This window comes from Paenibacillus sp. FSL F4-0236, assembly GCF_038000135.1.
GTDB lineage: Bacteria > Bacillota > Bacilli > Paenibacillales > Paenibacillaceae > Paenibacillus_AQ.
The window spans coordinates 5,886,362-5,905,843 of record NZ_JBBOBK010000001.1 but is presented as its reverse complement, the minus strand read 5'-3'; the positions used below and the strand labels follow the sequence as shown (position 1 = coordinate 5,905,843).

14 protein-coding genes and 1 tRNA gene are annotated in these 19,482 nt (G+C 43.5%); 10 read left to right on the top strand and 5 right to left on the bottom strand.

Annotated elements, in window-relative coordinates:
* From rihC to NSQ29_RS26265, 4 genes are all read left to right on the top strand, one after another.
* A complete protein-coding gene (rihC, locus tag NSQ29_RS26280) occupies window positions 1-921 on the top strand; it encodes a ribonucleoside hydrolase RihC (RefSeq protein ID WP_076299953.1) in 921 nt (306 codons plus the stop codon).
* Between the two features lie 33 nt (window positions 922-954).
* Window positions 955-2,370, top strand: coding sequence for a C4-dicarboxylate transporter DcuC (dcuC, locus tag NSQ29_RS26275; RefSeq protein WP_341126469.1), 1,416 nt, complete (start codon window positions 955-957; stop codon window positions 2,368-2,370).
* Window positions 2,371-2,559: 189 nt separating this feature from the next.
* Window positions 2,560-3,882, top strand: coding sequence for an MFS transporter (locus tag NSQ29_RS26270; protein WP_341126468.1), 1,323 nt, complete (start codon window positions 2,560-2,562; stop codon window positions 3,880-3,882).
* Complete coding sequence (locus NSQ29_RS26265; RefSeq protein ID WP_341126467.1) at window positions 3,854-4,768, top strand: polysaccharide deacetylase family protein; 915 nt, start codon at window positions 3,854-3,856, stop codon at window positions 4,766-4,768. Before NSQ29_RS26270 ends, NSQ29_RS26265 begins: the two co-directional genes overlap by 29 nt.
* Before the next feature lie 37 nt (window positions 4,769-4,805).
* Here the strand turns inward: NSQ29_RS26265 and NSQ29_RS26260 are convergent, their stop codons facing one another.
* Entirely contained in the window at window positions 4,806-5,219 is a 414-nt protein-coding gene (locus NSQ29_RS26260; RefSeq protein ID WP_341126466.1) for a hypothetical protein, read from the bottom strand.
* Between the two features lie 228 nt (window positions 5,220-5,447).
* Here NSQ29_RS26260 and NSQ29_RS26255 point away from each other — a divergent pair, with 228 nt between their 5' ends.
* From NSQ29_RS26255 to NSQ29_RS26240, 4 genes are all read left to right on the top strand, one after another.
* Window positions 5,448-5,825: a hypothetical protein gene (locus NSQ29_RS26255; RefSeq protein ID WP_341126465.1), complete on the top strand. Its 378-nt coding sequence runs from the start codon at window positions 5,448-5,450 to the stop codon at window positions 5,823-5,825.
* A gap of 263 nt (window positions 5,826-6,088) precedes the next feature.
* Window positions 6,089-10,420: a bifunctional 2',3'-cyclic-nucleotide 2'-phosphodiesterase/3'-nucleotidase gene (locus NSQ29_RS26250; protein ID WP_341126464.1), complete on the top strand. Its 4,332-nt coding sequence runs from the start codon at window positions 6,089-6,091 to the stop codon at window positions 10,418-10,420.
* Between the two features lie 138 nt (window positions 10,421-10,558).
* A tRNA-Leu gene (locus tag NSQ29_RS26245) sits at window positions 10,559-10,642 on the top strand.
* A gap of 120 nt (window positions 10,643-10,762) precedes the next feature.
* On the top strand, window positions 10,763-12,157 hold the full coding sequence (locus NSQ29_RS26240) for an MATE family efflux transporter (RefSeq protein ID WP_042184093.1): 1,395 nt from the start codon (window positions 10,763-10,765) through the stop codon (window positions 12,155-12,157).
* Between the two features lie 54 nt (window positions 12,158-12,211).
* On the opposite strand, the gene NSQ29_RS26235 is transcribed toward NSQ29_RS26240, so the two are convergent.
* The 3 genes from NSQ29_RS26235 to NSQ29_RS26225 form a co-directional block, all read right to left on the bottom strand.
* On the bottom strand, window positions 12,212-13,552 hold the full coding sequence (locus NSQ29_RS26235; RefSeq protein WP_341126463.1) for an FAD-dependent oxidoreductase: 1,341 nt from the start codon (window positions 13,550-13,552) through the stop codon (window positions 12,212-12,214).
* 337 nt (window positions 13,553-13,889) lie between these two features.
* The gene (locus NSQ29_RS26230) at window positions 13,890-15,257 is read right to left on the bottom strand and encodes a sensor histidine kinase (protein WP_339244312.1); all 1,368 of its coding nucleotides are present in this window, start codon (window positions 15,255-15,257) and stop codon (window positions 13,890-13,892) included.
* Window positions 15,235-15,975: a response regulator transcription factor gene (locus tag NSQ29_RS26225; protein WP_341126462.1), complete on the bottom strand. Its 741-nt coding sequence runs from the start codon at window positions 15,973-15,975 to the stop codon at window positions 15,235-15,237. Before NSQ29_RS26225 ends, NSQ29_RS26230 begins: the two co-directional genes overlap by 23 nt.
* Before the next feature lie 158 nt (window positions 15,976-16,133).
* On the opposite strand from NSQ29_RS26225, the gene NSQ29_RS26220 reads away from it, so the two are divergent.
* Window positions 16,134-16,802 (top strand): hypothetical protein, encoded by a 669-nt coding sequence (locus NSQ29_RS26220; RefSeq protein WP_341126461.1) that lies wholly within the window; start codon window positions 16,134-16,136, stop codon window positions 16,800-16,802.
* An 88-nt stretch (window positions 16,803-16,890) separates the two neighbouring features.
* Here NSQ29_RS26220 and NSQ29_RS26215 read toward each other — a convergent pair whose 3' ends face one another.
* Window positions 16,891-17,829 carry a DMT family transporter gene (locus tag NSQ29_RS26215; RefSeq protein WP_042184104.1) on the bottom strand — a complete coding sequence of 313 codons (939 nt, stop codon included), beginning with the start codon at window positions 17,827-17,829 and terminating at the stop codon, window positions 16,891-16,893.
* Window positions 17,830-17,969: 140 nt separating this feature from the next.
* Here NSQ29_RS26215 and NSQ29_RS26210 point away from each other — a divergent pair, with 140 nt between their 5' ends.
* The gene (locus NSQ29_RS26210; RefSeq protein WP_339271447.1) at window positions 17,970-19,313 is read left to right on the top strand and encodes an aminotransferase-like domain-containing protein; all 1,344 of its coding nucleotides are present in this window, start codon (window positions 17,970-17,972) and stop codon (window positions 19,311-19,313) included.
* The last annotated feature ends 169 nt before the right edge of the window (window positions 19,314-19,482 follow it).

The following is a 19,482-nucleotide window of genomic DNA, read 5'->3' as shown; positions in this document are numbered from 1 at the left end:
ATGTTAAAAAGACCGATTATTATTGATACAGATCCTGGGATTGATGACGCAGTAGCTATAGCTATTGCTTTGTATAGTGAAGAACTTGATGTCAAGCTAATCACAACTGTAGCAGGGAATGTGGGCGTAGACAAAGTAACAAACAATGCATTAAAGCTGCTGAAATATTTTAAAAAGGAAGTTCCCGTTGCCATGGGTGCGGCTGCCCCGCTGATTAGAACACCTCAAGATGCGAGTAATGTGCATGGTGTTAGCGGAATGGAAGGTTTTGATTTTGAAGAACCTACAAATGATCTTTTGCTTGAAGAGAATGCAGTTAATGCCATGTATAAGGTGATTAAAGAAAGTACAACCCCGATTACGCTTGTTCCGATTGGACCGCTTACGAATATTGCATTATTGTTGAAAATTTATCCTGAGGTAAAAAATAACATTCAAGATATCGTTCTAATGGGGGGATCAGCCTCCAGAGGAAATATGGGGGTAATGTCTGAATTTAATATTCATGTGGATCCGGAAGCTGCAAAAATTGTGTTTGATAGTGGACTTCCGATTGTTATGGCTGGTTTAGACGTTGGATGGAAAGCGCTTGTATTACCAGAAGACTCTGCCCAATTAGAAAACATGAACGATGTTGGGAAAATGATTCACAGCCTCTTTCAGCGGTACCGTGGCGGCAGCATGAAGACCGGGTTAAAAATGTATGATAGCTGTGCCATTGCCTATTTGTTAAAACCAGAAATGTTTGAAACGGTTGAGACTCACGTGGATATCGAACTGAACGGCAGTATGACAGCAGGAACTACAATCGTTGATTTGAAAGGATATTTAGGTAGACCTAATAATGCCAAAGTGTGTCTTGATATCGATCAGCAATTATTTCGAGAATGGCTATTAGATAGCTTGAGAAAGTGCAACTAACGAACTAACACCAACTAAATGGGGGACAGCGCGATGGACATAATCATGTACGGCTCTGCGATTCTGGCGATTGTTATTATTGTATATATGTTAATAAAGCAGATGGATATTAAGATTACACTATTCTTCATTGGTATTGTTCTAATGTTCATTGGAATACTAATGGGTAATGGAATAAGTGCTAAAGGGTTTGAATCTTCGGGTGCTGTATGGTTAGATCCATTGGTAGCCATAGCGGACCAGTTTAAATCGTCACTCACATCTGCTGGTTTTATCATTCTTATTCTTGGTGGATATACAGCATACATGTCCTATATTAATGCGAATGATGTGACCGTCAATGTATTAACGAAACCACTAGGTAAAATTAAATCGGTATATATTCTTGTGCCAGTAGTCTTTTTGCTAGGAAATTTGTTGTCTCTTGTAATACCTAGTGCCTCAAACCTGGCTATAATCTTACTTGCAACATTATTCCCTGTGTTGAAAAAAGCTGGAATGTCAACGTTATCCGCAGCTGCGATTATTGCGACATCTGCGACCATCGTACCAACGCCAATGGGCGGGGATAACGTGGCAATTGCAACTGAATTAGCACAATATGCTGAGTATGCAGGTTTGACCGTAACAGATTATGTATTCCGTTACCACGCGTTAGTCTCCATCCCTACATTATTAGTAATGGCTGTTGTACATTATTTCTGGCAAAAACGTATGGATAAAAAGATGGGCGTCGACACAGAACACGCAGAAGTTGAACTAAAGGATGTTAAGCTAGTGGAAGGTGGAAAGCTGTTTACAACGGTTTACGCTTTGTTGCCAGTGCTTCCTATCCTGTTCTTGATCGTAGTATTTATACTTCAATCTGCATCTAGTATGACTATTAATATAAGCGTTGAGGTAGTTGCCTTATTATCTTTCGCTATTGCGATTGTTTGTGAATTAATCCGTAAAAGGAATGCAAAGCAAGTGTTAGATGGTACAGAGCATTTCTTTAAAGGCATGGGCAGCGCGGTTCCAATTGTTGTTCTGCTGGTTGCGGCTTCTGTATTCGTTACTGGATTGAAATCAATTGGACTTATTGAATCCTTGGAAACAGCGATGACTGGTATTCACGGTTCCAGCCTTGGATTTATTCTTCCACTCATTCTCGTTACCTTGACTGCTCTAATCGTTATTTTGAGCGGTAGCGGTACGGCGCTCTTCTATTCGATGATTCCTTTATTGGTTCCTCTTGCTAACGCTGCGGGTATTAACCCAATTGCAGTTACAGTGCCAATGGGTCTTGCAGGTAACCTGTTTAGAGCAGTTTCTCCAGTCGCGGCCGTTGTTCTTATTGTAGCTGGCTCCGTTAAGAAGAATCCGATTGAGATTGTAAAACGCACATCTGTGCCAATGCTTGTGGGTGTAGTCTTTATGTTCATCCTGTCCATGATCGTATTTTTATAACTAGGATATCCGGCGTAGCATAGCTGCTGTTCTGGCTCCATTAAGTATTCAGAAGGGGATGTTCCATAGCCAATGTTCATGGCTATTAGGACATCCCCTTTCGCTATTTCTTAGACTTTTTATCCCTACACTCCCAGAGATTGTGGTAATATATTACAATTAGACGATTACCATATGGGAGGTATGTGAGTGAAGCATAAATGGATGAACTCGCCGTACACCTTTGCTTTAGGGATGTTTGCGATGATGGTTCCCAGTCAGGCTTTTAGTTCTTTTTACAGTTATTTTTATGTGGAGAAATTGGGCTTGGGCATTGGACTTGCTACACTGGCCAGAACAATCTTTCTGATCTGGGATGCGGTGAATAATCCGCTGTTTGGATACTGGTCAGACCGCACAAATACCCGCTATGGTCGGCGTAGACCCTGGGTGTTCGGCTCGATTCCGCTATTTATGCTGGCGTTTGTGCTGGTGTTCTCTCCACCCGGCGGATTATCTGAAAATGGACTCTTCACTTGGTTTCTAGTGACACTTATTTTCTATGAGGCTGTCGCTACGGTCTTGTGGGTGAACTATGGCGCACTGCTTCCGGAGCTCTTCCGTGGAGATCGTATTCGGGCAAAAGCCTCAGCGATTCAGCAAGGGTATCAAGTGGTTGCTCTGTTAATCGGTACGGCTCTAACGCCAAAACTTTTCGCAGCAATTAACTTCTCTAATATGGCTATTGTGTATGCCTGTCTCTTCGGCGTGTTTATGTTTTTATGTATGATGAATGTCCAAGAGAAGAAAGAGACCACTAAGACCGAACCGTTGAAACTCATCCCGGCTTTTCGGGAGACGATTCGGAATAAGAAGTTCTGGGTGTTTAATATTTCGAACTCTTTTGCCCAAACGGTTAATGGACTTGTAAGCTCGATGATTCCCTTTTATGCAAAATATGTTCTACATATTTCAGAAGCACAAGTGTCTATTATGCTCGCGGCTGTCTTTGTCTCGGTCATTCCATTAGTGTTCGTATGGTATTGGATTATTCGTAAGATGGATGGGGTCAAGGCATGGCGGCTATCGCTTATCCTATATGCTTTATCTGTCATTCCGCTATGGTTCGGGTATGATCTTGTAAGTGGTGTGGCCGCTGGCATTGTTGTCGGTTTCGGACTAGCAGGATTTCTAGTAACCCCGGCAATCGTAGGTGGCAAAATTATTGATGAGGATGCGGAGAAGACAGGTTTGAGAAGAGAAGGCATCTATACCGCGGTAAGTGGATTCATTACTCGCTCGAGCGGATTAATCTCGGCGCTGGCTTTTTTCATTGTAGGGATGATCTTTGGTTACAAGGGTGGCGATGACCCAGGGTCAGATCCAGAAGCAACGTTCCGGTATTTAATAAGCGTGGTGCCGTTATGTCTGCTAGCGATATCTGTTGTCATATCTTTTACTATTAAGTTTACATTTACGGGGCAATTGAGAGGTGATGCTGACTATGATCAGAAAATTAATCATCAATTGTGATGATTTTGGGCAAAGCCCTGCCATGAATCAAGCGATAATGCATCTATTAGAAGAGGGAAAAGTATCTTCAGCGACGATCATGGCGGTGGCCCCTGGATTCGAGGAGGCAGCTAGATGGTGTAGCCGTAGGCAACAACGAAATGTGGGCCTTCATTTGACGATGACTAGTGAGTTTGAGGCTTTACGCTGGAGCAGCCTGACGGGGGACTCTTCACTACATGACGATGGCGGGCATCAATATAAGACGGTAAAAGAGTTTGAGCAGGGGGCACAGACAAAAGCTGTGCTGAAGGAGATTGTTGCGCAGTATGAGAGAGTGAAACAATCCGGAATAGTGATTAGTCATGTTGACAACCATATGGGAAGTTTATATGGCATGGAAACGGGACGCAGCTTGCTCCCGCAGACGTTGTGGAGAATTTCCCGCTGGGGATTACCATCACGGTTCTTTCGATACATCCATCCAGAGGATCCTCTTCTGGGATCGCTGAAAAATATTGAACGTCCTGTTGCACTTGGATCCGGGCTGGCCGATACACTTGGAGTCCCGATTCCTGATTACTTGTTGTCGCATCCTTTTGGTGTGCAAGAGGGTGAGACGTACGATAGTTTCAAACAATCCATTATCGCCAAGATGTATTCGCTACCTGATGGTGTTAGTGAAACCTATATTCATCCCGGAATCGACGATCCGTGGATGCTTGCAAATATACCACATTGGGAGAAGCGAGTCTGGGAATACCGTCTACCCTTTGATGATGATTTTACCTATGCGATTCGTGATGCTAGTGTTGAATTAACGGACTATCGCTATGTACAGGAGCATTTAAAGCGCCCACGAGTAAAATCTGCGGGGAGACTGTTGAAGAAACTGATAAGTTCATGAGGAAAAATAAAAAGACACCTTGAGGGGTGTCTTTTGACTATCCCATTAAACCCTTCAGTCCATTCAAGAATGGGGAAATAGATTTAATCATATTGTAGCCCATTTTCACAACCGGCATTGTTCTTTGGATCATCCCTACGAAGCCCATAATTCCACCGAATCCTGAAGCGCCTGAACTTGCAGACTCGGCAGCCCCTGCAGCTCCTCCTCCCATTCCGAAAAGTGAGCCGAATAATGGCATGAGTCCTGATACGTTCGCTTTCCGGGAGCGGGAAGAAGAGTGCTTTTTTGATTTTTTATTTTTATTTTTACGTGGTTTGGAGAGGGTCAATCCATCCTTATCGAGGCCAGTTATCCATCCTACATACGTACGTCCATCATGAAGCGTAACGCACACAGGTCTACCCTTGAGCTGTTCAGCTCGCTTGCGAATTTTTGCTCTGTTTGACATTTGTGGATCACCTCATTGGTCTATTTAATTATATATTACTCAGATATTCCGGTGTTGCTTGTGCGGGTTCATCATTAATATGAAAAGAAAGTCCAAAAAATTGGATGAGGAAACGACGTTATACATAAATATCGATTTCCAAGTATCTCTCGTGAAAGCCCATTGCATTTATAAAGGTGTTCTTCCGCTTATAAGATTCGAATAACAATTAGTGAAGGGGGTGGTAGGATGTTATCTGCATGGATGGGGAGTATTACTTTTGCCGGAGCGGCGATTCTTTACATATTACTGTCTTTAGGATTACCTTATGGAGAGTTCGCAATGGGTGGCAAACATAGAATCATGTCCTCACAGATGAGGATTGCGTGTGCGATCTCAGTTGTTATACAACTGATTGCAATCTCGTACTTGTTGCAGGCAGGCAACGTGATTTCTATTGGATTACCTTTTGATAGAGGCGTATGTTACTTTTTTACAGTCTATCTAATTCTCAATACCGTAATGAATATATTATCGAAGAGCAGAAAAGAAAGACTTGTGATGACACCTTTGTCTTTAATCACGGCAATTTGTTTTGGGTTTACTGCCATCATGAGTGGGTCTTGAGAGAGTTATTATCAGATAAAGATTCGACGTGTTTTGATTTTATGTATGCGCTTTCTTAGGACGCATCTCTATAAGGTGTGTTTTTTTGTATGTCTAGAGACTCTTGATCTAATAAAATAAAAATGTGACCTAGGTCTTTCTTCACACGTTAATATATTTAACACGAAATTATATTAATTTTACAATCCTATACGTTTTCGTCATGTTTGTGTGATATAATATCACCGAAATTATGTAAAAACTACTAGGGGGAATAAATCTTTATGGGATGGAAGACACGATGGAACAAGCCTCTCGCTTCTGTACTAGCAACTGCAGTGCTTTCAGCACAGGTACTAGGTGGAGTCGTTTTGGGTACGGTTTGGAGTCCGGACAAAGTAGCTGCTGCACCTGCTACACCTGCTTCTGGAGCCAAGGTTGAGCTTCGTTTGATGAGCACAACGGATGTGCACACTAATGTGTATGGTTGGGATTATTTTAAGGGTGCACCATCTGTAACCGTCGGTCTTGACCGCACGTCAAGTCTGGTGAAACAAGCGAGAGCTGAAGAACCCGACAACCTCCTGCTTGACAATGGGGACTTGATTCAAGGAACCCCGCTGGGTACGTACGTGGCGAAGAAATCAGAACTGAAAGATCCGAATGAGATTCATCCGATGATTGCGGCTATGAATGTTATGAAATATGATGCTGCGACTTTTGGTAATCATGAATTCAATTATGGTTTGCAATTTTTAGATCGTACTATAAATGGTAGCGATGGCAAGAAGAAGTCAACTACCGGTGCAAATTTTGATTATGTGAATGCGAACATATATAAAATGGATGGCACGAATGCCTTTGATCCTTTTGTTATCATACCTAAAACAATAAAAGACAGTAATGGTACAGAACAAACGATTCAAGTCGGCCTAATTGGCCTTGTTACCCCTCAAATCATGGAGTGGGATAAGGTTAATCTGGAGAACGAAGTCACCGTTAAAGATATTGCCGCAACGGCTGCGGAGTTTGTTCCAGAAATGAAAGCTAAAGGAGCAGATGTCATTGTTGCTATGGCCCATACTGGGTTTGATATCAACGCTGTTATAGGTGATGGTTCTGAAAATGACATTAACGCCTTGAGTAAGGTTCCGGGTATCGATGCGATCACATTCTCACATACCCATAAGGTATTCCCAACGGGAAACGACAGCACACTGGATGCTATGTTCAAAGATCCGGATACTAAAAAGCCTTACAATAACGATAAGGCTGTGATCGATAATGCGAATGGTCACATTAACGGTACGCCTGCTGTACAAGCTGGCTACGGCGGTGCTTATTTAGGTCTAATTGATCTGGATATTGTATACGGTGATAAAGGCTGGGAAGTAGATAAGAAAAGCTCAAAAGCTTTAACTCGTTCTATCTATAAGACAGAGAATAAAGTGAATTATCCAACGGTCGAACCTGATCCAGCTGTAGATGATGCTGCTGCGGCAGCGCATAACGCTACTATTGTTTATACTGAACAGAAGCTGGGTGTGACAACGGCTCCAATGAACAGTTATTTTGCAATGGTTCAGGATGATCCTACGGTTCAGCTCGTAACGTATGCACAGAAGTGGTATGTTCAGAAGTATATTGATGTCAATGTTCCTCAATATAAGGACCTACCGATTCTGAGTGTCGGCGCTCCATTTAAAGCAGGACGTAACGGCCCAGAAGAATACACTAGTATTGATGAAGGCAACTTGACTATCCGTAGCGCAAGCGACCTCTATCTATACGATAACACGCTCAAAGCGATCAAGGTTAAGGGTTCTGTTGTTAAAGAGTGGTTGGAAATGAGCGCGGGTGCATTTAACCGCATCAAACTTGGAATCTCGACTCCGCAGTCTCTGTTGAATCCGGAATTCCAAGTCTTTAATTTTGATGTGATTGATGGGGTCCAATATAAAATTGATGTAACGAAAAACGCGAAGTACAATCCGGATGGCTCCATTAATGATGCTTCATCGAGTCGTGTGACGGAAGTGACTTACAATGATCAGCCTTTAGATCTTGATCAGGATTTTATTGTTGTCACTAACAATTACCGTGCAAGCGGTGGTGGTAACTTCCCGGGCGTTAAAGGCTCAGAGTTGGTAGTGGACTCTCAAGATGAGAATCGTCAGGTCTTGATGGACTATATCAGTGAAGCTGGAACGATTGATCCTACTGCTGATGGCAACTGGTCATTGGCACCTATTAAGGGTAGTGTGAAAGTAACGTTCACTACAACGCCTAAAGCAGCAAGTGTACTTCCGGCGAACATATACGATATGGGTCAGCAAAATGATAAAGGCTTCGGAATTTTCGAACTGGATCTAAGTGTGAAAACTCCTGCGCCAACTGCAGATGTTGAAGTTCACCTTATTGGAATCAATGACTTCCATGGTCAACTAGACACAGTTTCTACAGTGAGCAATAAGTCTGTAGGCACAGCAGCTTACCTCGCGACTTACTTGAAACAGGCTCGTGCAAAGTATGAGAACTCCTTGCTCTTCCATAACGGTGACTCCGTAGGAGCATCGGCACCTGTATCCTCGCTTGAGCGCGATGAGCCGACTCATGCTTGGATGAACATGATGAAATTTGATGTAGGTTCCTTGGGTAACCATGAGTTCGACCAAGGTGTTGATGCGCTAATGACACAGCTTTATGGTGGTGCAGATCCAAAGAACAAAAAAATTATCCATGCTGGTTCTGATTTTGATTACGTGAATGCCAATGCAGTGTATGCCAAAAACGGCGAACCCATTATCAATCCTTATGTAATCAAAGAAGTCGGTGGTGTGAAGATCGGCTTTATAGGTCTTGTAACCAAATCCACACCAAGCAAGGTTGCACCTTCTGGAACAGTGGGCGTACACTTCCTCTCTCCAGAGGAGGAAGTAGCGGCTGTTGAGAAATATGCGAAGGAGCTTCAATCTAAAGGTGTAGAAACGATCATCGTACTTGCGCATGATCCTGCCACAACTAAAGATGGCAAAACCACAGGTGAAGCAGCTGACCTAGCCAATGCGCTTCCTGCGAACTCCCCTGTTGACGTTATCGTTGCTGGTGATAACCATGCTCTGGCAAACGGATTGGTCAACGGTAAGTTGCTTGTACAAGCATACTCTTACGGTACAGCATTTGAAGATATCAAGCTGATCATTGACCATGAAACAGGAGATGTGAAGGAGAAGTCTGCTGTAGTAACGTCCACCTTCCATGAAGGTGTAACACCAGATCCGGAAAGTGTGGCTCTGGTAAATGCATACCTTGAGAAGCATCCTGAACTGACCCAACCAGTGGGTACAACAGACGGAACTGTTACTCGTACAGATGCTTACACCAAAGAAGCTGCCCTTGGCAACCTGATTGCTGACGCTATGCGTACTGCTGATTTCGGCGATGGCGCAAAGGCTGCTGATTTTGCCTTTATGAATCCGGGTGGTATCCGTGCGGATCTTCCGAAGGGTGATGTAACCTTTGGCGATTTGGCTAAAGTTCAGCCGTTCGGCAACACACTTGTGAAGCTGACACTGACTGGAGCACAAATCAAAACGTTGCTGCAACAGCAATGGAATGTGAAAGCTGATGGAACGGCAGATATTAAAACGCTGCAAATCTCCGGACTGAAATATACAGCCAATATGTATCTTCCGGTAGCAGATCGTGTTGCCAATCTTACACTAACTAATGGTACACCAATTAATCCTACGCAGGAATATACGGCTGTCGTGAATAACTTTATGGCTGCTGGAGGGGATAACTACAAGGTTCTGACTGAAGGTAAGAATTCATTGGCTGGTCCGATTGATTTGGATGTATTCTACGATTACATTGTGAAGACGTTTGATCGCAAAGAGATCAAGGCAGCCATTGAAGGTCGTATTACGAACAAAGAGAAGGCTGATACGGGATCGGGCAGTGGCGATGGTGGTTCTAATGTTGTAACTCCAACACCTACTCCAACCGTGAAACCAACAGCAACACCAGCACCAACAGCAACACCAGCACCAACTACTGCCCCAGCAGCAAGCTTCAAAGATCTGGGTAAGGTAGTCTGGGCGCAAGAAGCTATTCAAGCATTGGCTGCTAAGGGCATTATAAAAGGGTTGGATGCTAATACTTTTGCACCAACCAAAACAGTGACACGTGCAGAATTTATTACAATGCTGGTACGCGCACTCAATCTGACGGGTTCGGCAACAACCAGTTCATTCAGCGATGTTAAGCAAGGAGTTTGGTACACGGATTCTATCGCCCTTGCGGTCAAGGCCGGACTTGTAAAAGGCTCTGGAAATGGTAAATTTGAACCGGGTCGTGAAGTGACTCGTGAAGAAATGGCTATTATGATTGCTAATGCATTGAAAGATAAACTACAGCCGATTGATAAGAATGCAGCGCTGGGCAAGTTTGCAGACAAGTCCAGTATTGCTCCTTACGCACAGGACGCTATAGCACAACTGACCCAATTGGGGATTGTTAACGGTGTTGAGGGTGGTAAATTTGCACCTAAGGGCATAGCTAACCGCGCTCAAGCGGCAGTCATTATCTACCGTATGCTTGAACAAGCTTCATAATCCGATAGTTCTTCTAAAAAGTGTATCGATGATCCCTAATAGGGACTCGGTACACTTTTTCTTTTTACATTAGGTATTGCCCTTTGCGCTAATATATGATAATTTAGTTCTGCACTGCATGATTCTTTTATATTTTGTGCGGTCGTGGCGGAATTGGCAGACGCGCACGGTTCAGGTCCGTGTGGGTTAATCCCCGTGGAGGTTCGAGTCCTCTCGACCGCATACCTAAGTGCTTATAAATTAGCTGTACTTTTGAATTGCTCTTCAACCTGAAGAGCCTTTTTCTATTTATAAGGATATTTCAGATTTGGATAACTCTAATGTAAAAGAAGTGAAGCGAAGATGGAACCTAATGTAAATGTCAATACGAAGCGAAGTGTGAGGTTTCTTGAAAAATATTTTTCAGGAGAATCGTTAGATTATCGCCATATGATTGCTTTATTTATCCCTATTCTGGTAGATCAAGCCTTTATAGTGGGGCTAAATCTAGTGAATACGGCTATGATCAGTTCGTCCGGTGTGGCAGCTATCAGTGCGGTGAACATGATTGATTCTCTTAATCTTTTTCTCATTAGTGTGTTTATCGCGGTATCAACAGGTGGTACGGTTGTCGTAGCGCAGTATAAAGGAAGCGGTAATAGTCTTATGGTATCAAAAGCTACCGCAGGCGCCACTTCATCGGTTTCCCTTATGGCTTTTGTTATTGGTATGTTTGGTATTCTTTTTCATAATCCGCTGTTGAACTTACTATTTGGAGCAGCTTCACCCGAGGTAATGCACAACGCCCGAATCTATTTGATTGGGAGCTGTATCTCCTATCTTGGTATAGCTGTGGTAGAGGCGGTGTGTGGTGCTCTTCGGGGAATCGGAAGGACGAGAGCCTCGCTTGCGCTATCGCTCATTATGAATTTAGTTTACGTCCTCTTGAATCTCGTATTTATTAACCTTTTGCATATGGGCGTTCTAGGAATGACCATTTCTATAAATATAGCTCGATATTTGGGCGCGATATGCGCTCTGTATTATCTGTTCCGGATGGACAATGAACTGCATATTCGAATTCGTGACTTACTGGTGGTTCAATTCTCCATGCTCAAAAAAATAATGTTCATCGGTATGCCGTTTGCGGCGGAGCAGATGTTCTTTAATGGTGGTAAGATTCTGACGCAAGTCTTTATCGTCAGTCTCGGTACTTACGCGCTTGCTACAAATGCTATCGCCTCTTCCTTTGCGGGGATTATGCAAATTCCGGGTAATGCGTTGTCTTTGACGATTATTACAGTGGTCGGACAATGTATGGGAAGCAATAATGTTAAGGATGCTCGGAAATTTATTAAATCGTTTCTCGTAGCATCTTCCCTTTCCTTTGTGGTGATGGGATTGTTAGTTATGCCTTTCTTCCATCCGCTAGTGTCGATGTTTCATCCACCTGCGGAGATTGTGAGGGATATTTTCATAATTGTACTTATCAATACAATCGTACAAATACCGTTGTGGTCTGTTAGTTTCATAACACCGTCAGCGCTTAGAGCGGCGGGTGATTCCAAGTTCACATCCATGGTGTCTATGTTAAGTATGTGGTTGTTCCGTGTAGTACTCGGATACATCTTAGGTATTGTTCTCGATTTCGGTCTACTTGGGGTTTGGTTAGCTATGAACTGTGAGTGGGGAATAAGAGGATTCATATTTCTACGGCGCTTCATGGGTAAGAAGTGGGTTCAGCATCGTGTTATATAGTAAAAGTAAAAGACACCCCGTGTGGGTGTCTTTTTGTTTGCCATGCATGTAGTATTATTCTTTGATCTGTGAGAACAAATCATTCAAAGCTTCACTCATTGTAGGGTGAGTAAAGATATGATCTCTCAAAAAGGTAAAATCTTGCCCTGTTTGTATTGCCATGCTCACGATATTAATCACTTCGCTAGATTCCGCACAGAACAATGTAGCTCCTAGGATTTTATTGGTTTTTGCATCCACAATTGCTTTTAGGAAGCCCTCGGTTTCGTTAATTAAGCGAGCACGTGGAATAGCTGCTGCAGGCAACTTAGCGACTTTAATTTCAAGTCCTTGTTCGACGGCTGCTTCTTCACTTATTCCTACTCTGGATAGCGGGGGATCAATAAATACACTGTATGGAACAACGTCACGGTCATTTGTGGTATGGGAATGATCGCCGAAGAGATCATTTCGTACAATTCTATAATCATCTAATGAGATGTAGGTAAACTGTAATCCGCCTTTGACATCTCCGAGGGCCCATATATGGGGAACGGTGGTTTTTAGGGAAGGGTCCACCTTAATAGCACCCCGATCTGTAACTTCTACACCGGCTGCTTCTAAATTTAATCCCTCAATGTTTGGTTTTCTACCTGTCGCAACCAGAACCCCATCGACTTTCAATTCTTGAATAGCACCATCTATCGAAAAGGAGATAACTGTTCCATCTTTAACATCCTTCAGTCCTATAACCTTTGCATTCAGTTTGACCTCAATGTTCTTCTTGGTAAAGGTTTGGAGGATGGCGTCCGCGACATTGCGGTCTTCTTTAGGAATGAATTTCGAGGAACTCTCCAGCACCGTAACCTGTGAGCCGAATTGACTGTAGATCGACGCGAATTCCAATCCAATATAACCACCACCAATGATGGCTAGTTTAGTTGGGAGCTCCTTAAGATCCATAATGGATGTGCTGGTATATACGAACTTACTATCTTGTATCCCATCAATAGTAGGAATGATGGTTTCAGCGCCCGTATTAATGAAGATTTTATCGGCGGTCAAGATTTTCGTCTCACCGGCATCCTTTACTTGGACTTCGTGATCCGATAAGAAGGAAGCTTCACCATTGATAACTTCTATATTCTCGTTCTGATTTAGATTATCGTAATTTTTTTGGCGTAGACTTGAAATAAGCTGATCCTTATTATGGACCGCTTCTATATAATCTTCCCCTTGATGGGCTTGATAAGCTAAGGATTTCGTAGGGATACAGGCGATGTTAATGCAAGTTCCACCGTACATTTTCTTAGAGCGTTCAATCACGGCTACTTTCCATTTTCGATTAGCTAGTTCTGTGGCAAGGGTCTTTCCGCCTTTACCGAAACCAATAATAATAGCGTCGAACTTGTTCATTTTAATACCTCCGGGTCACACAGGGTGTTTTAAATTATGCATTAAATAGCATGTTGATTTATTATTACCCTAAATCCGAAGGCCATTAAACGAACGATAAAGAGATTTGAAGACGAAAAAGAGATCTCCTCTAAATGGAGTCTCTTGATGGTAAATATCGATCTGCCATCGATCATGATTGTTTGACCCGTAATATAGTCGGAATCTTACTGTGTCATTTCTTCGATCGAACTCATTCTAGATGCATGTGCATTGCCGCCTTCTTTAACAATGAAAGAACTGAGTTCGAGGTACTCAGGAGGATCGCTTTTTGGTGTTCCGCTCGACATGAAACTGTCTAGGTAGGGGAGAGTGTAGGGAATCCCATGGTGATCACTGCACCGCCATCCTTACGGTTCCCTGCCGAAATCAGACCTCCGGAGCGCTCAACGATCGCACGGGATATGGCTAGTCCTAGCCCTGATTCGCCATCTTTTCCTTTTACAAATCGGTGGAACAGGTATGGAAGCAGATCTTCTGATATGCCAGGGCCATCATCACTAACGGAGAGCAGAACCTGATCATCTTTAACCGAAGCATGAATGTAGATATGCTGGTTGGCATAACGAGTTGCATTGGAAACTACATTAAGCAGCGCCTGCAATAGCTTATCTCTATCGGCCCGGATCGTAAGTGGCTCGCAGTCATCGTAGGATACATGTAGGGTCAGTCCCTTTTTCATCAAAAGGGGGTTCATGCGTTCAATTGTTTCTACGACTAAATCGTCCAGAGAAAGCTCGCTAGTTCTAAATATATCCTCCTCACTATCCAGTTTCGCAAGCAGGGTCATTTCAGTAACGAGCTTCTTCAGACGACTACTCTCACTCATAATAATATCCAGACCTTTATCGATCCCTTCCCCCTCGAAGATACCATCCTTAATCCCTTCAGCATACCCAGAGATAGACATTAGTGGGGTCTTTAATTCGTGTGAGGCATTCTGGAAAAATTGCTTCTGTACGTGGTTAAAACGATTCAATTCGCCAGCCATGTCATATACCGACTTAGCGACAGCGCCAATCTCTCCGCCAGCTTTGATTAGCTTAACATCTGAGAAGTGGCGTTCCTTTACCTTTTTCAGCTCTTGCTGCAGCTTCATTAGAGGCTGGATTAGCTTTTTCGTGATAAACAGGCCAAATAGGAGCATGAATGCCCCTGCTGCACCGAAAACGATTAGAAGTCTTTTGAGCAGAGCTTGTTCAATCGTTGTAACTGCGCTCATAGGTGTAAGCAGAGTTAGCGTGCCTATCGGGGTGGACTTCACTTCCGTTATATATCTTGCATCTGTTCCATTCCATATGTTCTGGAGATCCGAGGTTTGACCTGCGACAAACTGCGTATTGGAGTTTACCGCGATTGAACTCATATTCGATGAGGTGGACAATACTTTTCCTGTCTCATCGCTAAGAATGGCCTCGACGCCTGCGGTACCAACAGTAGAAGGCATGATTACGGGTAACGCATGGAGTTCAGTCCCCATGTCGCCCTTGTACGTGCTTCCCTCAATCATAGTGGCTGACATGGCAGAGCTAATGGTTCGCAATTCTGCCTTTTGTGTACCGACAAAATGATTGAGCAGTACAAAGTGGATCACGACAGCGGTAATAGACAGGAGCAGTACCAATACGATGCTAAAGGCTATATTAATCTGATGTGCTAGCTTCATTGATCTCCATTCCCTCCTCAATACGCATACGATAGCCATGTCCCCAAACGGCTTCAATCGGCAGCAGGTCTAGTTTTTTTCGCATTCGTTTAATTAAATGGTCCACGGCGCGGTCGCTCCCAAAATAGTCATCTCCCCAAACATAGGTTAACAACTCATCTCTTGTAAATGCGCGGTTTGGAGAAGCTGCAAAAACTTTTAGAAGGGTGAATTCTTTGCTGGTGAGTTCAATCTCATTACCATGCCAGAACACACGTCTTTCCTCCAATAATAACTGTAGGTGGCTAACCTCAATTTGCGTCGATAGGTGTGGGCTACTAATTGCGGGTTCCACGGGGTTACTCATTTTATACCAGCGTTGTAACTGGCGTTTAATGCGAGCAACTAGCTCCCGGGGGCTAAATGGCTTGACCAGATAATCATCACTGCCAAGCTCTAAGCCTAATATTTTATCCACTTCATTATCTCTTGCGGAGATCATAATAATCGGTACCTCGGCTTCATTGCGAATCCGCCGACAAAACTCGTACCCGTCCATGCCAGGCAACATTACGTCGAGCACCCACATATCCGGTGGGCTTGTCTGCCATAAGGTCCATGCTTCCTCAGCGCTGCCAAGGCCGATCGTGCGGTAATTTTCTTTTTGTAAATAGGCTTCTACAAGATTACGTATATGCTGATCATCGTCTACTACGGCAATGAGATAGTTGGTATTCATTTCGTTACCTCCAGAGTATTCTTCTGCAATTATATCAATCCATAGGTGGGTATAGGGGTCTGCCATCGTTTTTCCACAAATTAACCAATGTTATGCCACACCCATTTTGTAAGCTTGGACTTGTAAGATCATTCAAATCGACGAGGAGTGTTGTATTTATGAATCAACAGATGATATTTAAAAAGTTAGCGTTGTCCGCCCTACTAGTGTCCGCAGTTGCCGCACCGACTGCAGTGAACGCAGCTAGTGGAGCAAACGATCAAAGTGCGAAGACAACAGCAGCAGCCGTGGTTACTCCAGCAAATAGTGGATCACTTTCTGCAAGCTTAATAAGCTTTGATTGGGTAGATCCCCTGGAACTGGCTAAAACATACGCACCTAATACTCTGGAAGACTGGAAGAAGACTTTGGATCAATATTATAAGGCTGCTGGATTTAGTATTACCGCAGTTTCTGAGCTTGTACCTTCTGAGCAGGCGGAGGGAGTTAAATTATCGAAAGAGATTGGATCAGCTGAAGCTCTGCCCGTGAGTTACATTGAAGCGGGTCGCAGCGTTGATATCCAATTACCTGAAGCTCAGAAGATGGAGAGTGTTGTCTCTACTTCAATTAAAGGTGTAGCGGCAATTGCGGCTGTAGAAGCGACTGGAGCTACGATTTCAATTCAAGAACTTAGTGAGGCTGATAAAGCCTTCTTCAAAGCCCAAGAGGATCTGAATAGCGCGGCTAAAACCAAAGATTCCACTGTGATTAAGGAAGCTTTAACTAAACTATTGGATCAATATAAAGAGAAAATCAAGGCGTTAGAAACGTCGAAGCAACAGTGATAACCGCAGCTTGATACAGAATAGAGAGAATGAAAAGGTAAAAGCAAAAAGACACCTCGAGGGGTGTCTTTTTGTTACGTAAATGTATCTAGTCCAACCCAATCTCGCTTTTTGCTTGAACCCTTGCTCTTTTCCGCCAATTCACTCCGATCACCCCGGCAATGATCATCACCGTGCCGGTCCAATGATACCATTCCAGCTGTTCATTCAGCAGGAGTACACCACCAAGAATAGAGACAACTGTCGAAAGACTGCCGAAGATACTCACGCGTGAAGCCTCCATTCGGGATAAAGCATAGTTGGAGAGGAAGGAGGTCACGAGGGAAGATAGCACACCGAGATAAATCATGGAGAATATGAATTTTGGCTCCTGAAAAGGTGTGAAATATTGATTCAAGGTTCCTGCCGAACCATGTTTAATGATCGACAATCCATTAAAAAATATAAATCCAAATAAAGTAATCATATAAGTGAGCTCTTTAGGACTCCAAGTTCGTGTCAGCTTTCGGGCCGCAACATTATAGCCGGCAAGGGATAGCGCTGAGATTAGGATGAGTAAGACGCCCCACAGACTGGAGGAAGAAATACTCACGCCCGGAATGGCAAAGATAAGAATGATGCCTGCAACCGAGATTAAGGTGGAGATCTTCTGGAATCCGCTTGTAGTTTCTTTCAAGAACATCGCTGCTAAAATGATGGTAAAGATGGGCATGGTCGCCTGAATAATACCCGCTACAGCAGATGTTGTATGCAGAAGTCCAAAGGCTTGAAGTGTAAAGTACAACGATGGGTATAGTAGAGCAAGTGGGATTACCACTGCTGCCTTGGAAATACCAAACTTCACCCGCCCCCATCCTGGAAAAGTAAATAATGAAGCGGCAAGGAAAGATAACGTGAAGCGGTGAGCTAACGTATCGAATGGGTCCGAGACGGTTAAAGCCATTTTTACAAATATAAAAGAAAACCCGACAATAATAGCATTCAAGACAGCAGCTACTATCGCTTTTTGAGTAGAAGATGTATTCATCTATAAGACCTCCAAAGTGTTGCGCGCATTTAGGACCGGTCCTGTTATGCTCTTTATTCTAAGGCTAGAACAGCTATGCTACAATGTAATTATTGTTCATCTGTACCGGTACAAAATAGACTCGGAGGTAGGTGAAGGGCATATATAAGTATTCGGAGTTAATCAACGATCTGGAATTACAAATCGCTGAAGATACATATCGTGAGGGCGACAAGTTACCTTCTATTCGAGAGCTAGCGCTACGTTATGACTGCAATAAGAGCACGGTTATTCGAGCACTCCAAGACCTTCAGGACAAACATCTAATCTATGCCGCGTCAAAGAGTGGATATTATGTCATGAAACGCAGTGGGGAGCGAAAAGAAGAGGGGGCGCACTGGATTGATTTTACAGCATCTGCACCGGACCCGGATATTTTTCCGTATCTAGATTTTCAACATTGTATTAATAAGGCGATCGATATGTACCGTAAGGATTTGTTTATCTATGGAACGCCGCAAGGGCTGCCGTCTCTGATCCGTGAAATGCAGCGGCAACTGGCCTCTTATCAGGTATTTGCTGATTCCAAACAGATTTTTATCACCTCTGGTGTGCAGCAAGCACTTGGACTCTTAACCCGTATTCCTTTTCCAAATAGCAGGGAGCGTGTGTTGATTGAACAGCCGAGTTACCCACTGTTTATGGAGTATTTGAAGACGTACGACATCGAGACAGAGGGGATACAGCGTTCGGATGACGGGGTGGACTTGAATGAATTAGAGCGGTTATTTAAGACGGGCCAGTTCAAGTTCTTCTATACCGTTCCACGGTTTCATAATCCGCTTGGCGTTTCCTATACCCGCAACCAGAAGAAGGCGATTGCCCAGCTTGCAGCTAAATACGATGTGTATATCGTTGAGGATGACTACATGGCAGATCTGGAGCAGGATACGAAGCAAGATCCGATTTATGCCTATGACAATACATCACACGTTATCTATTTAAAAAGCTTCTCCAAGATTATATTCCCAGGTCTGCGCGTTGGTGTGGCTGTACTTCCTGAGGTGCTCTGTGAGTCCTTTAACCGATTCAAAAGACTGATGGATATAGATAGTTCTATGCTGTCACAAGCTGCCTTGGAGTTGTATTTGAAAAGTGGAATGTTCGAGCGCCACCGAAAAAAGATGCGTTCCTGCTACGGAAAAAGATCCATGCTCCTCCATGATTCGATTATGAGGGAGGCAAATGCAGCATCTGAAGAGCATTATTCCTATGTTCCTGCCAGTCAGCTAGGTGTGCATACGTATCTGAAATTGGAGGATAACTTTAGAGCAGAGCAGATGATCAAACGGCTGCAAAAAAAGTTCATTCGAGTGGAGATGGCGGATAGCGGTTACCTTCCCTATTTTGCGAAAAAAGAGAGAATTCTAAAGCTCAATGTATCTAGTGTAAAAGAGCCTGATATTTCTTCTGGCATTGCACAGGTGATTCGAGAAATACGCTGAAGTAGCATCTTATGAATGTTCTATCTTAATAAGATCCATCAGTTGAGAGGCGACCTCCAAGCTGTTATCTTCCCCTCAATTATGCCCCAATCCTCATTTCTCGTAACCCATAGTTTTTCTCTATCCTCCATTCAGTGAATTAAATAGGTGTTTGATTCTCCTCTAACAG